The organism is uncultured Thiothrix sp. (genome assembly GCF_937873765.1).
Taxonomy (GTDB): Bacteria; Pseudomonadota; Gammaproteobacteria; order Thiotrichales; family Thiotrichaceae; genus Thiolinea.
Genome location: NZ_CALMZC010000063.1, coordinates 1 through 13,039 on the forward strand (window position 1 = coordinate 1; position 13,039 = coordinate 13,039).

The 13,039-nt window shown below is 43.7% G+C and carries 14 protein-coding genes and 1 pseudogene; 9 read left to right on the forward strand and 6 right to left on the reverse strand.

Features of this window, described 5'->3' with window-relative positions; translation table 11 throughout:
• The first annotated feature begins 222 nt into the window (after window positions 1-222).
• A pseudogene (locus tag Q0307_RS18235) lies at window positions 223-1,344 on the forward strand (SUMF1/EgtB/PvdO family nonheme iron enzyme).
• A gap of 306 nt (window positions 1,345-1,650) precedes the next feature.
• On the opposite strand, the gene Q0307_RS18240 reads toward Q0307_RS18235, so the two are convergent.
• A complete protein-coding gene (locus Q0307_RS18240) occupies window positions 1,651-2,442 on the reverse strand; it encodes a transposase (RefSeq protein WP_298662655.1) in 792 nt (263 codons plus the stop codon).
• 366 nt (window positions 2,443-2,808) lie between these two features.
• Between Q0307_RS18240 and Q0307_RS18245 the strand changes: the two genes are divergently transcribed.
• Together Q0307_RS18245 and Q0307_RS18250 are read left to right on the forward strand one after the other, a co-directional pair.
• Window positions 2,809-2,964, forward strand: a complete 156-nt coding sequence (locus tag Q0307_RS18245) for a hypothetical protein (RefSeq protein ID WP_298662657.1) — start codon at window positions 2,809-2,811, stop codon at window positions 2,962-2,964.
• Window positions 2,965-3,155: 191 nt separating this feature from the next.
• Window positions 3,156-3,764 (forward strand): hypothetical protein, encoded by a 609-nt coding sequence (locus tag Q0307_RS18250; protein WP_298662658.1) that lies wholly within the window; start codon window positions 3,156-3,158, stop codon window positions 3,762-3,764.
• 38 nt (window positions 3,765-3,802) lie between these two features.
• Here Q0307_RS18250 and Q0307_RS18255 read toward each other — a convergent pair whose 3' ends face one another.
• The 5 genes from Q0307_RS18255 to Q0307_RS18275 all read right to left on the reverse strand — a co-directional run bounded on the left by Q0307_RS18255 (window position 3,803) and on the right by Q0307_RS18275 (window position 7,512).
• Entirely contained in the window at window positions 3,803-4,912 is a 1,110-nt protein-coding gene (locus tag Q0307_RS18255) for an endonuclease (protein ID WP_298662660.1), read from the reverse strand.
• A 142-nt stretch (window positions 4,913-5,054) separates the two neighbouring features.
• Window positions 5,055-5,453 carry a hypothetical protein gene (locus tag Q0307_RS18260; RefSeq protein ID WP_298662662.1) on the reverse strand — a complete coding sequence of 133 codons (399 nt, stop codon included), beginning with the start codon at window positions 5,451-5,453 and terminating at the stop codon, window positions 5,055-5,057.
• A 128-nt stretch (window positions 5,454-5,581) separates the two neighbouring features.
• Complete coding sequence (locus tag Q0307_RS18265; protein ID WP_298662664.1) at window positions 5,582-6,364, reverse strand: class III extradiol ring-cleavage dioxygenase; 783 nt, start codon at window positions 6,362-6,364, stop codon at window positions 5,582-5,584.
• An 83-nt stretch (window positions 6,365-6,447) separates the two neighbouring features.
• Window positions 6,448-6,801, reverse strand: a complete 354-nt coding sequence (locus Q0307_RS18270) for an MGMT family protein (RefSeq protein WP_298662666.1) — start codon at window positions 6,799-6,801, stop codon at window positions 6,448-6,450.
• 9 nt (window positions 6,802-6,810) lie between these two features.
• Window positions 6,811-7,512, reverse strand: coding sequence for a Crp/Fnr family transcriptional regulator (locus Q0307_RS18275; RefSeq protein ID WP_298662668.1), 702 nt, complete (start codon window positions 7,510-7,512; stop codon window positions 6,811-6,813).
• A gap of 640 nt (window positions 7,513-8,152) precedes the next feature.
• Here Q0307_RS18275 and petA point away from each other — a divergent pair.
• From petA to ccoP, 6 genes are all read left to right on the forward strand, one after another.
• Window positions 8,153-8,743 carry a ubiquinol-cytochrome c reductase iron-sulfur subunit gene (gene petA, locus Q0307_RS18280; RefSeq protein WP_298662669.1) on the forward strand — a complete coding sequence of 197 codons (591 nt, stop codon included), beginning with the start codon at window positions 8,153-8,155 and terminating at the stop codon, window positions 8,741-8,743.
• A gap of 165 nt (window positions 8,744-8,908) precedes the next feature.
• On the forward strand, window positions 8,909-9,268 hold the full coding sequence (locus Q0307_RS18285) for a diacylglycerol kinase (protein WP_298662670.1): 360 nt from the start codon (window positions 8,909-8,911) through the stop codon (window positions 9,266-9,268).
• 155 nt (window positions 9,269-9,423) lie between these two features.
• Entirely contained in the window at window positions 9,424-10,869 is a 1,446-nt protein-coding gene (gene ccoN, locus Q0307_RS18290; protein ID WP_298662671.1) for a cytochrome-c oxidase, cbb3-type subunit I, read from the forward strand.
• 12 nt (window positions 10,870-10,881) lie between these two features.
• On the forward strand, window positions 10,882-11,673 hold the full coding sequence (ccoO, locus tag Q0307_RS18295) for a cytochrome-c oxidase, cbb3-type subunit II (protein WP_298662673.1): 792 nt from the start codon (window positions 10,882-10,884) through the stop codon (window positions 11,671-11,673).
• A gap of 48 nt (window positions 11,674-11,721) precedes the next feature.
• Window positions 11,722-11,937, forward strand: coding sequence for a cbb3-type cytochrome c oxidase subunit 3 (locus tag Q0307_RS18300; RefSeq protein ID WP_298662675.1), 216 nt, complete (start codon window positions 11,722-11,724; stop codon window positions 11,935-11,937).
• A gap of 3 nt (window positions 11,938-11,940) precedes the next feature.
• Entirely contained in the window at window positions 11,941-12,873 is a 933-nt protein-coding gene (ccoP, locus tag Q0307_RS18305) for a cytochrome-c oxidase, cbb3-type subunit III (protein WP_298662677.1), read from the forward strand.
• Window positions 12,874-13,039 lie beyond the last annotated feature (166 nt).

Here is a 13,039-nt window from a genome sequence, read left to right on the forward strand (position 1 = left end):
TCGCTTAAGTTACTACCGCTTTAGTGGCTCTTCAACTCCTCTGGTGCATGACCACATTCCTAAGGATGTTTTGAAGCGAACTTGGCGAGGTGCAAAACCGCCTAAAAGAATAGGCTAAACACGGGACTAGTTTTGCGTAGACTTTAGGGGTTATATTATTGTTTTATAGAGCATTCGCTTTATTAGCCTGGATAACCTCGATTAAAAGAGGTAGTTTGATGTATGGGTATTTTTCAGCAATTACGTGTAGCAAGACTCCAAAAACGTCTGGAGTTTTTAGATAGTAAACTGACTCGATTGTATGGGGCACGAGACAGTGAAACACGTGTTGAGGAAAAAATTCGTCTAGACGAAATTATCGAACAAGTTAAGCAGGAGTTAACTGAAGCTGAAAAGGAATTCACTCAGCTAGCAAGCGTAGACCCCAAATCTGAATCTAACCAACCTAGTTCTGCAACTGTTGTAGCCCAACCTATATCACCACCTATTAGCACAGTGAATAAGCAGTTATTAGGAGTTATTTCACTAGTAGCTATTTCACTAGTAGCTTTAGGCATTACTGCATGGTTTGGTGGGATTAGTAATTTACTAAGCAAAAAAGTAGTTTCATCCCAGTTCTTTGAGCCAGAATTAGTCTCAATTCCAGCAGGTTCGTTTGAAATGGGTTGTACTGTAGAAATAGCTTGCACTCCTAACGAATATCCAGTTCATACCGTTCATATACCTGCTTTTGCTGTAGGCAAATATGAAGTCACGTTCGCAGAGTGGGACGCTTGTGTAACTGATGGAGTGTGTTACAAAGCATCAGATGAATGGGGGCGAGGTAGACAACCGGTGATAAATGTAAACTGACCAGATGTGCAAAACTATCTAACATGGCTAAATCAAAAAACTGGTAAAAATTATCGCCTACTAACTGAAGCTGAATGGGAGTATGCTGCTCGTGCAGGGACTAAAACCCTTTTCCCATCAGGCAATTGCATAAGTACTGATCAGGCAAATTACAATGGAACCATTGATAATATAAATGTTTACTGCCCACAAACAGGAATAAACCGAAAAAAAACTTTGGAAGTAGGAAACTTTGCTACCAATGCGTGGGGTTTACATGATATGCACGGTAACGTATTTGAAATTATACAAGACTGCTACTATGAGAGTTATCGTGAGACTCCAACAAATGGCGAAGCGTGGGAGGATGAAGATGTTTGTAAATCCCGGCGCATGATGCGCAGTGGTTCTTGGAAAGAACCAATAGACAATATACGCTCTTCTAATCGTTCAGCTTATGCACCAACTATACGTAGCAATTTTATTGGTTTTCGGGTAGCTCAGACACTTTAGGAATAATGCAGGGAGAGTATATAACATACGCGCCAACTTAAGCCCCAATCCCATAGGTTAAACACGGCTCACCCCCATTTCCCAGCATGGGTTCAATAGCGCAAGAATGGGGTTTGGTAAACATTGCAACTTTCGCTTTCTGGGGCGTTCGCTCAAGCTTTTGATGTTGTCATCACCGAAACGTTTATCGACCGGGAAGCAGGCTTTTATGCCTGCTTTCAGGTTATCCGCGACGGTTATCCAGAGTCGCCTATCGGTGAATCTTCGGGGATGGTCGAGTTTGCGCCTAGCCTTGGCAAAGCGACTTTACATCATCTTTTCCAGAACTGCCGCGTACAACAATTTGCCATGTAGGTACAGTTCCGCCAGTTTTGAACCTTTGTGCGCCCGTAGCCCATCGACATCCAACAAACTTTTGAGGCGTTTGATCACCAGCTCGACCTGCCAGCGGACACGGTAGAGTGCAGCGGCGGTACTGGTGCAAAGTACTTCGGGCGGTAGTGAGGTGGAAATCAGTACCCATTCGCTTAAGGTAAGGGCTTCATTGCTGGGTTTACGCCCTTTGTCTTTGGCGCGTTGATGGGCTTTGCGGCGGGCTTCGGCGGCTTTTTCGGCAGGCAAGGGGATGGCGTGAAGGTAGCCTTGCATCCGTTTGTTGCCGTGGCATAACCAGACGGGGACACCACGGGGGCAGTTGTTGCCCAGTTTACGTAAGCGGGCGTACCAGTCGATTTTCACCATGCGTCCGGCATCTTCGCCTGTGCCTTCCTCATACAGGTTTATGCTGTGGGCGTTATAGCGCAATATTACCTCACCGCCTCGGTCGATGAACGGCACGAGCGTTTGGGGTTGGTTGTAACCCCGGTCAATCAGCACCACATCGCCTGCTTCCAGTTTGTAATGGTCGAGGTTTTCGCCTTCTTTATCGGTGGTCACTTCGACTTGATGCAGGCTCAGGTTGATCAAGTCAATGGCGATATGCAGGCGGTACGTCGTGGCGGTTGCACCCGGTTCTTGCACGGTCGAGCCGTCGATGACAATGAAACGCAGTTTGCCGCTGTCCATCACCTCGGTCAGCCCCAATACACCTGCCAACAAGGATTTTACCCAAAGGGTACAGGCTTCCAGCCTTTTTTTACCGCCGTATCACTCAGGTAGCCCTGCATCTGGGCTATTTCTCCGGCACAACGGCGTAACGATAAGTCCAAACCGCAGTAGGCAAGCACTAACTGGAGCAGTTGCAGCGGACTTTTGATCTTGCGGGTGCGGGCAAATGCCTTGAATTCATACGCTTGTTGGTGATAATCGGCAGGCAGGGTTGGCAGGAATGGGGCAAAACAGCTATCAAGTGGGGGGGCAACTTCATGGGAACTTTCACTTTGGTCGCTAAAATCATCCTATATGGGGTTGCCACACCCACTTTCCCAGTGTTTAACAACAGGTTGCGAGCTTAAGTTGGCGCGTATGCCAGTTAATCCACCCTTAACTCAAGCAGGTAAGTTCTTTGCAGGCTTATATGCTTTGTATGCAGGTTTAGTGTTTATTGCTATGGCCGCCTTGTTGTTTACCCCGTTTTTACATCGGCTTTTGCACAAATTTCATTGGGACTTAAAGGGTTAAAGCTTGATTTTTCTGCAAAAAAAGTATTTTCATAGTCTATTCTGTCCATTTCTGTAGATAGCTGCTTGACACCTCCTAAGTGGATCAAGCAGGATTAAAACCTACCATCTTTTTTTGGCTACTGTTTCTTTTTATGCAAGTTTTTGTCTTAAAAAGAACAGCACAGAGCAGAACTGCTGAGGAGAAAGTTGATGCCCACCTTTACTAAAGATTCCCCTGTCTATACCTATTACCCGCTGTTTAAATGGGGTGTTTATAGCTTACTGGCGATCAATATAGTTCTGTTTTTTCTGCATGAAACTTTTATTGAGGGTTTAGAGACTTTAGCGTGGGTAGCCTTGCTGCTACTATTTGAATGGGAGACTTCTCAGCTCGATAAACCTTATATTAATAAATGGGAAAAATACGCTATTCATCTTGGGCGACTGCTGGCTTATGTGATTATTTTGTATTCTGCGTATGAGTACGCCACCCCAGAATATCGTGCTGAACATGGCCCCTTAGATATGTATAACTCTTTGACTTGGCTTGTTATTGTCGCGCTCTTAGAATATGACGTCTATGCTAATGGTTTATACGGACGTTTTGAGTGGCATGTGCGTAATACTATAAAAATCATTTTATATGCTGCTTTATTTGTCTATGCAGGAATGTGGGCTTATGAAGGTGGTATTCTAGATTTTTATGATGCTACCTTATGGATCATTTGTTTCTTTGCAATCGAGTTGAACATTTTCAAATTTGAAGAAACACTACCTTATAGTGGCGAAGAAGAAGTTAGAGATAAGCCTGCTAGTTAACGAGCGCTTATGTCTGAAGTTTCAAACGGCCAAGTTAATTACTTAGTCTTTTTAGCTCTAGTTGTAGTGATTTTCTTGGTTGTTGAGGTTGATTTGGGTGTTTTTTGAATAGTGGTACGAGAACGCCGATATTTTAAATAACCTAAATACAAAATCGTGGCTAAGGCAAACATCAAATAGGGTAGTGAAAAACGCTGATTAAAAATCAGCAGATAAAGTTCATCCACCCAATCACGTTCTATCGCTTCCACTTGCTTGCTGTCTAAATGCTGATAACGTGTGACATAGGGGTTATCATTGCCCTGTGCTTGGCGAATCAGCTCGTTGCGCTGTTCTTCCCAAGCATCAACTGGATCAAGATTATTCCAAGCGGTAAATAATTGGAGTTGCTGACTACTGAGTGCTAGGTGATAGCGGTCGCGCATGTAGAAATTAATCCGTGCTACATCGCCATAGACATTATCAGGTGGTTCGGCAGTGCGTGTTTTAAAATTAATTTCCATATTTACTTTAGTTCCATAAAGCCGCTCCTCACCACTGATCATCGCATAGGAAAAATTACTGCGGTCGCCATTGAGTTCGCCAATCGTGGGAACTAAATTGTGCATATCGGCTTCCATTTGCCGAAAGTTTACACTTTGATCTCGACAGTAAGCACGTCCACCTTGCTGCCAACACTGCAATTGATGCCCAAACACCCAAGCAGGTACTACATGTTCCCATTCAATTCGTTTGGCACGTTCGGGATTTTTACGCGCTTGATATCCGCAGCTTTTCCAATCTGGCACTAGGAGTTTTTGCTGGGTAAAAAAACGGCAGCCACTATAAAAGTCAATAGGGTGATTTTTGTAAATCTTTTGTGCCAACACTAATTTCGACTGGCTGAAAGAATAATCGCCACCATGTGCGGCTAAGGGGGCTGGTTCTAGGCTTGCGATGTCTTCATCAATTAAATCACCGTCTTGAGTCATATAGCGTTGTAAACCTGCTAGAAAAACTTTACGCACAGCTCGTTGATCTGTTGTGTAAGCGTCAGCTTGGTCGTAACTAAATAAAGCTTGGGAACTAAGAGATGGACTATTATTGATTTCAGCTTGAACCACTGAGCTAACAATAAGAGCGATGCATAGGAAAGAATAAAGGCGCATAAAGTCAAAAGCTTTGGCTGCAAACCTTAGACCTTAAGCTGAATTTTGAAAGGATGCAATGTTAACCGTGGACTGACTTAGTGTTCATTAAAAACTAAGAGGTGCTGGGTTAGCACCTCAGTTGCAGTTAAACCAAGCTAAATTAAGCATTCACCATGCCTAAAGCTGCCTCTACTTGATGGATAAATTGGCTTTCACGTGGATCATGCTTGTCCGCTGCTGCAATTTGTCTTAATACCGCTAAGCATTGATTTTTTGCTTCAGAGCTGTTGAATAAAACGCATTGTTGCTGAATGAAGGCTTCGGTTTTTTCTGGTGTCTCTAAAGCCTTACGCACACTAGCAATTTCACGCAGGGTGAAGAGGGTGATATCGGTCACTGAGTGCCATTCGATTTTTTGCAGGCTACGATTAAAAGCATCTTGTTCACTGAGGGATAGCTTCTTATCTTGATAGCGTGCTAACAGCATCAAACGGACTAAAGCTTCATTTTGAGTTTGTTTAGCTAGCTGCTCTTGTTGTTTTAGGGCTGATTTTTTCATCTTTTGACTCTTTTTATGGTTATTAATTAAGTTAATGAGCTTGGCTCAAAAAATGCCTAATCTATTGGGATAAAATTATACTCAGCTCTTAATAAAACAAGCAAATAAATCAATTAATATAAATAAAATTAATTACGGGCTTCCCATAGATAAGTATCCATTGCCAAAGCACCATAAGTAACTTCGGGGGCGAAGCGTCTGAGCCGGTCGTCAGTGGTACTAGCACCGAAAGCAACGAATAAGGGTAGGATATGATCCTCCGTCGGGTGAGCAGTTGCTCCATAAGGTGCTTGCGTCCGATAAGCTAGTAGTTCTTTTTCTGCCCGAGCTTGCAATTTCTCAGCCAGCCAATTACTAAAGCTTAAAGCCGCCGGTAAAGGTTCATCCGAGTGTGATAGCCAGCCAAAATTATGCGTCACTGCACCGGAAGCTATAATTAAAATACCTACAGTACGTAAGCTGTGTAAGGCTTGACCTAATTTCATATGCCAAGCAGGGTCGGCTTGAGTTTGAATAGATAATTGTGCCACCGGTATATCTGCTTTTGGAAAAATAGACAATAAGGGAATCCAAGCACCATGATCTAAACCACGATGTGGATCGATGTGCAAAGGCAAGGCTGCTTTATCAAAAGCCGCTTGCACTAAGGGGGCTATTTCAGGAGCCCCCTTGGCTGGATAAGTCATCCGATATAAAGGTGCTGGAAAGCCACCAAAGTCATAAATAGTCTGTGGATGTGCTGCTGTACTTAAAGTAGGTGTAGCCGTTTCCCAATGTGCCGAGACCACCAAAATCGCTTTGGGACGCGCTAAAGAGACACCTAATTGCTGCCAACAAGCTAAAGTAGGCGTTTGCGCTTGTAAAGCAATATCGGGAGACCCATGCGAGACGAATAAAACGGGAGTAGGCATGTTATAGCCTCAAATTAATAAGATGCTTATTCTATTACTAACTATAATTTGAGAGAATTAGCTTATAATTAAGAATTTATTAGCTATAAGTTAAGAATAAAGGCTTCCCATGCTAAGGGATGAGGTTGCCAACGGTATTGTTTTAGTAGTACATACCCTAAAGCGTTGAATTCGACACCTTCTTGCAATAAACGTTCGCGTTGTTCATCTGCGCCACTCAGCGAAAGCTTAGCTAAACTGAGTTGGCCTTGGCTATTCACAACTCGATGCCAAGGTACCTCGGTCTGTTCGATTAAAGCCTGTAGAGAGTAACCCACTAAACGCGCATGGCGCGGTAAGCCAGCCAATGTAGCAATATCACCATAAGTCGAGACGCTACCAACCGGAATTTGCTTAACAACTGCATAAATGCGTGCTTGTTTACTCAGTTTAGGCATGGAGCTTACTTAATCGGAACAAGCAGCTTTGAGAAATGCAGCCCGATCTAAGAGTTTTAGATAGCCTTTGGTCTCGCTGATGAAGCCTTGACGTTTCCATTCGGAAATAAAACGGCTCACAGTTTCAATAGTTAAACCCAATAATTCGCCTATTTCACCACGGGCTAAAGGTAGAGCAACTCCATCTGGGGTGAGATAGCCGCTGTCATACCAGTTGACTAAGAAAGAAGCTAAGCGCTCAGGAGCTTTCATCACACCTAAAGCTAACATTTGATTTTCAGCAGCACGCAGATACTGTAGCCAGCGTTGAGTCATGGCTGTATCAATCTCCGCATAGTGCTTTTTTAGGTGTGCTAAATCAGCGAAGGGTAAGCGGCAAATTTCAATAGTGCACAGTGGAGTCGCACTATGGCTGTAGTTCTCATCTGCAAAGCCATCAAAGCCAAATAATTCCCCCGCTCCGAGTATGCGGATAATTTGGGTGCGCCCATTCGGCAAACTCTTGGTAAGTTTGACCATGCCTTTACGCAAAGTGTAAGCACTTTGTGCCACTGCACCTTGGTGATAAATCGTTTCTCCCGCTTGATATTGGATTACAGCGGGTTGGAAATGTTGTATCTGTGTTAGGCGCTCAGCAGGTAGTTCAGCAAAAATACTTAGATGTCGAATAGGGCAAGTTAAGCAATGACCTTTACCTTTGATGCTAGACATAGTGGCTCCTGAAGGCGCGCAGTGCTGTAAATGAATGATTAGTACAGATTTATAAGCAAAGTCTAACATACTAAAACAGATAGTTTGAAAAACTATAGTTTCTATAAATAGCTTCTCTGCCAGTTATCGTTTAAGTTTGCACCTTACTACTGATTTATATCCAGTACATGGATAGATTTGTGTCAGGATCTCCTTGCAGTTTGTGGCTGAGGAAGTTCAGGGTGAAAAGATTTGTGGCGGGCGTTTGCTGTTTACTATGCAGTCTTCAAGTACAAGCGGAAATGACTGTATCTAGTGTTAGTCCTAGTTCAGGGGAAATTAGTAGTACCTCCACATCAATTCTAATTAGGGTACATATTCCCGCGCTTGTCAGGCTGAAACTGGATACTGCTGTGCAACCCATAATAAGTGAAACCAATTTACAGAATAATTCAAGCTTAGTAGTCAGTTGTCATACCCAGCAAGGTCTACCTTTAGCTCAGTGTACTACTCGGCAAATAGGTCAGGTCTACACCTTAACAACCTTGTAGGCTCACGAGTTTTAGCAAAAAACTGCAGGTGGTTTGTGGATTCGCAAAGCACCCAGTGGCCAGCCTAAGTACCTTAGCGCTTTAAAACTAAAATTTAAGGTAGCGTCAAAATGGCAGGCTCTAAGCAAATCAGTCGACGTAAGTTTTTAATTGGCATCACCTCTGCTGTAAGTGGAGTGGGTGCAACTGCGCTAGTGACTCCTTTTCTATTATCTATGTCACCTAGTGCGCGGGCTTTAGCCGCAGGTGCACCGGTAGAAGTTAATCTCAGTAAAATAGCTGAAGGGCAATTACTAACGACAGTTTGGCGGGGTAAACCTGTTTGGATCGTGCATCGCACGGATAGTATGCTAGAAGCACTTGCTGGGAATGATTCGAGTTTACGGGATCCTGCTTCTACAGTGACTGAGCAGCAACCTAGTTATGCGCAAAATCCTTATCGTTCACGTGAACCAAAATATGCCGTTTTAATCGGGATTTGCACTCATTTAGGGTGTTCACCGAGTTATCGCCCTGAGCTAGCACCTGCAGATTTGGGGACAGACTGGAAAGGTGGCTGGTATTGTCCTTGTCATGGTTCACGGTTTGATTTAGCAGGACGCGTTTACAAAAACGTACCAGCAGCAACGAATCTGGTAGTACCTCCTTATTACTTTATTAATGAAATTACTCTACTGATAGGCGAAGATTCCGCTGCTTAAAGCTTGACAAATTGAGTAACTACTGAGTGGCTTGAGGCAAATGAATAGTAGCACCTAAGACCATACTGGGTGCTGCGTGCATTGCACCAATTTACTGCTGTTTTGAATTGCTGGCAGAGACAAAAAGAGGCACAATATCGCAAATTAACTTAAGGATTGCAGGGAATGGCGTCCAGTGGCAACACGGGCTTGAAACGGATCATTAAGGCAGGGCAATACTCTTGGCAGGGCATTCGTGCTGCTTATCAATATGAAGAGGCCTTTCGTCAAGAGATCTGGGTGTTATTCATCGCGGTTCCGCTGGCCTTATGGCTTGGAGCTGATGGTGTGGAAAAAGCCCTAATGATTGGCAGTGTGCTGCTCCTACTGATTGTCGAGCTTTTGAATTCAGCCGTAGAAGCGGTAGTAGATCGGGTTGGTGTTGAGCGTCATGAATTGGCGGGTCGGGCTAAAGATATGGGTTCAGCCGCAGTGACAATCGCCATTATAAATGCAATTGTAGTCTGGCTAGTTATGCTTTTTTGATAAACATCATGTTGAGAGGTTTCCGAAAAGTGCATTCTGGCACACACTCCCAGCGGAATATTACAGTTTTCTTAAATAGGCACTTGGTATATTCTTGCGCGTTTAGTAAGAGTTTTGTAAGTTTTGGTTTTTTAATTTAGTGTTGAGGGCAAGTGATGGCTCATAGTGCAGTAGTCTCTTCGGAGCAATATAACTATGAAATCGTGAAGAAATTCGCGATTGCCGCTATTGTCTGGGGTATCGCTGGCATGACAGCCGGGGTGTATATCGCGTCAGAATTGGCTTGGCCATTTTTGAATTTTGATATCGCTCAGATCACCTTTGGACGGTTGCGGCCGGTGCATACAAGCGGTGTTATCTTCGGCTTCGGCGGTAATGCGTTGTTTGCAACGTCTTATTACATTGTACAGCGTACCTGTCAAACTCGATTAGCTGGTGGAACCTTCTGGCCGAATTTCACCTTCTGGGGTTGGAATTTAGCGATAGCTATTGCGGGTACAGGCTATTTGTTTGGTATTTCACAAGGTCGTGAGTATGCTGAACCAGAATGGTATATCGATCTTGCGATTGCAGTAGTTTGGGTCGTTTACTTCCTGATCTATACTGTTACTTTAGTCCGTCGGAACCAACCACATATTTATGTGGCTAACTGGTTCTTCATGTCATTTATTCTCGCAACTGCTTTACTCCATATTTTCAATAACTTGGCAATGCCAGTTAGCTTATTGGGTATTAAATCTTATAGCTTGTTCTCAGGTGTCCAAGATGCGATGACTCAATGGTGGTATGGGCATAATGCGGTTGGTTTCTTCTTAACAGCTGCCTTTTTAGGAATGATGTATTACTTCGTACCTAAGCAGGCAGGTCGTCCAGTTTACTCTTATCGTTTGTCAATCGTGCACTTCTGGGCATTGAGTTTCATGTATATGTGGGTGGGTACTCACCACTTGCACTGGACAGCAATTCCTGACTGGACTTCATCTTTAGCAGCCGTATTCTCTATTCTGTTATTGATGCCATCTTGGGGTGGGATGATTAACGGTATCATGACTTTGTCAGGTGCTTGGGACAAACTGCGTACTGACCCGATCATGATGTTCCTGATCACTTCTTTATCCTTCTACGGTATGTCCACCTTCGAAGGCCCGATGATGTCTCTGAAAAGTGTGAACGCTCTGTCCCACTATACTGACTGGACAGTAGGTCACGTACACTCAGGTGCTTTAGGTTGGGTTGCGATGGTTTCTATCGGTTCCTTCTATCACATGATTCCACGTTTATGGAATACCACTATTTATAGTACTAAGCTGATTTACACCCACTTCTTCTTAGCGACTATTGGTGTCATTCTATATATCACTGCTTTATGGGTGTCAGGGATTGGTCAAGGTTTGATGTTACGTGCGTTCGATGAATACGGTAACTTAGCCTATACCTTCGTTGAAACAGTGGTGTTTATGCATGGTCCATTGGTGGCACGTGCTATCGGCGGTATGTTCTTCGTATCTGGTATGTTAGTCATGGCGTATAACATCTATATGACCATTGCACGTGCTAAGCAAGAAGAAAAAGCGCCAGTCATTGCTGTTGCACAGGCCTAAGGAGAGGGAAGGATGTTAAAACACGAAAGTATTGAAACCAACTCAGGTCTGTTAATCGTTTTGACTTTAGTCGCGATTGGTATCGGCGGTTTGGTTGAGATTGTTCCGTTGCATTATATCGATAGCACGATTGAAGACGTAAAAGATCCACAAACTGGGGTAGAGATGGTTCGTCCTTACTCACCCTTAGAGTTACGCGGTAGGGACATTTACATTCGTGAGGGGTGCTATACCTGCCACTCACAAATGATTCGTCCTTTCCGTGATGAGGATTTGCGTTATGGTCACTATTCTTTGGCAGCAGAGTCTAAATATGATCATCCCTTCCAATGGGGTTCTAAACGTACAGGGCCAGACTTAGCACGTGTTGGTGGTAAGTACTCAAATGCATGGCATACCCAGCATCTGATTGCGCCACGTTCAGTGGTGCCAGAGTCAATCATGCCCAATTACCCTTGGTTGTTAGAGACTGAGCTAGATTATGCGGATGTGGGCGCTCGTATGATAGCGCTGAAAAAGGTTGGCGTCCCTTATACTTTGACTAAAGACGAATATACTGGTTGGACTGACGACAAAGGCCAAAAACATCCGGGTACGGTCGAGCGTTTTGGTGAGAAAGTTGCCAATACCTTAGATATCAATCGTGCTGAAGATAACTTATTAGCCCAAGCCAAAGCAGGTAACTACGACGGTGATCCTTCTTCTATTAGTGAAATGGATGCGCTAGTCGCTTACTTACAAGTCTTAGGGACGATGGTTGATTTCAGTAAGTTTGATGAAGACCACTTTATCCAGTTCCGTTGATCTGGCCCATAGAGATTGTGTGATACTGACTGGTTAGGAGAACTAATAATGCTAGCAGACTTATGGATGTGGATTACCGATTTAGGTAATAGCAAAATAGTGGCGTTAGTGATTTTCTTCACCACTTTTGTTGGTATTGTGCTGTATGTCTATTCCAATAAAGCACGTAGCGAACGCCTTGAATCGTATCGCTATGTTCCTTTTTTGGATGATGATGAACACAAACCGCAAGCAGAATCACCAAAGAAGCAAGGTGAGAAATAAATTATGGCAAGTCCTGTAAAAGATCCTTTGACTGGGGCAGAAACCACCGGACACGTGTGGGATGAGACCCTACAAGAGTTTAACAATCCCTTACCGCGTTGGTGGCTATGGACCTTCTATGCAACGCTTCTATTTGCATTGGTCTATTGGTTCACTTATCCCTCTTGGCCTATTGGTAGCGGCTATACCAAAGGTTTTAGTACGCTGACTTATAAAACTGATGCGGGTGAAACCAAGACTACTCATTGGAATATGCGTGCTTTACTGGCTCAAGACATGCAGACAGGTGAGCAAGCACTGAAGCAAAAAGCTTATTTAGATAAAGTAGCGGCTGCTTCTTACGAGCAAATTGCCCAAGATCCAGATATGAGTTCCTTTGTGCGTTCTTACGGTAATGGTATTTTCGGTGATAAATGTGCTGGTTGCCACCAAGCAGGCGGCCAAGGGGTAGCGGGTTTATTCCCAACTTTAGTTGACGATGACTGGTTGTGGGGTGGTAATGTTGAGCAAATCCATCAGACTATCGTCGGTGGTCGTAATGGTTATATGCCAGCTTATAATACTACTTTAAATCCGGAACAAGTTGATGAAGTGGCTAACTATGTTTTGAGTATGTCAGGTATTGAGCATAATGCTGAAGCAGCCGCTAAAGGTCAGAAGATTTTTAATGGCTATGCAGGCGGTTGTTATCAATGCCATACCGCAGAAGGCAAAGGTTTGTATTCACAAGGTTCTGCTAACTTAACTGATAAAATCTGGACAGTAGCTGATACAACTGCTGAAGAAACCCCAGAAGAGCGCTTGAAGCTGGTTAAGAACGTCATTACCAACGGCATTCAACGCCAAATGCCAGTGTTTGGTGCTAAATTAAATGAAACTGAAATTAAAGTTTTAGTGGCTTACTTGAAGCAAATGTCTGGTACTCAACAGCAGTAAATCGCTGATATCCTCCTCTACGATGAGTTGAGGAGGATATGTCTCTCTTTTTCCCTCCCTCATTTCTAAAAAACTCCTCTTTTGCCCGCTTACTTATAAAAAATGTGTGAATTATTGGTCATGCACCAGAAGAGTTGAAAAACATCTGATTAATGAATTCGCCAAT

What these genes read in the sequence shown, in the direction of transcription:
- Q0307_RS18300 (WP_298662675.1), top strand. Translation starts at nt 11,722, where the DNA reads ATGCTAGCAGACTTATGGATGTGGATTACCGATTTAGGTAATAGCAAA.
- Q0307_RS18275 (WP_298662668.1), bottom strand. Translation starts at nt 7,512, where the DNA reads ATGTCTAGCATCAAAGGTAAAGGTCATTGCTTAACTTGCCCTATTCGA.
- Q0307_RS18255 (WP_298662660.1), bottom strand. Translation starts at nt 4,912, where the DNA reads ATGCGCCTTTATTCTTTCCTATGCATCGCTCTTATTGTTAGCTCAGTG.
- Q0307_RS18265 (WP_298662664.1), bottom strand. Translation starts at nt 6,364, where the DNA reads ATGCCTACTCCCGTTTTATTCGTCTCGCATGGGTCTCCCGATATTGCT.
- ccoN (WP_298662671.1), top strand. Translation starts at nt 9,424, where the DNA reads ATGGCTCATAGTGCAGTAGTCTCTTCGGAGCAATATAACTATGAAATC.
- Q0307_RS18250 (WP_298662658.1), top strand. Translation starts at nt 3,156, where the DNA reads ATGCCCACCTTTACTAAAGATTCCCCTGTCTATACCTATTACCCGCTG.
- ccoP (WP_298662677.1), top strand. Translation starts at nt 11,941, where the DNA reads ATGGCAAGTCCTGTAAAAGATCCTTTGACTGGGGCAGAAACCACCGGA.
- Q0307_RS18285 (WP_298662670.1), top strand. Translation starts at nt 8,909, where the DNA reads ATGGCGTCCAGTGGCAACACGGGCTTGAAACGGATCATTAAGGCAGGG.
- ccoO (WP_298662673.1), top strand. Translation starts at nt 10,882, where the DNA reads ATGTTAAAACACGAAAGTATTGAAACCAACTCAGGTCTGTTAATCGTT.
- Q0307_RS18260 (WP_298662662.1), bottom strand. Translation starts at nt 5,453, where the DNA reads ATGAAAAAATCAGCCCTAAAACAACAAGAGCAGCTAGCTAAACAAACT.
- Q0307_RS18245 (WP_298662657.1), top strand. Translation starts at nt 2,809, where the DNA reads ATGCCAGTTAATCCACCCTTAACTCAAGCAGGTAAGTTCTTTGCAGGC.
- Q0307_RS18270 (WP_298662666.1), bottom strand. Translation starts at nt 6,801, where the DNA reads ATGCCTAAACTGAGTAAACAAGCACGCATTTATGCAGTTGTTAAGCAA.
- petA (WP_298662669.1), top strand. Translation starts at nt 8,153, where the DNA reads ATGGCAGGCTCTAAGCAAATCAGTCGACGTAAGTTTTTAATTGGCATC.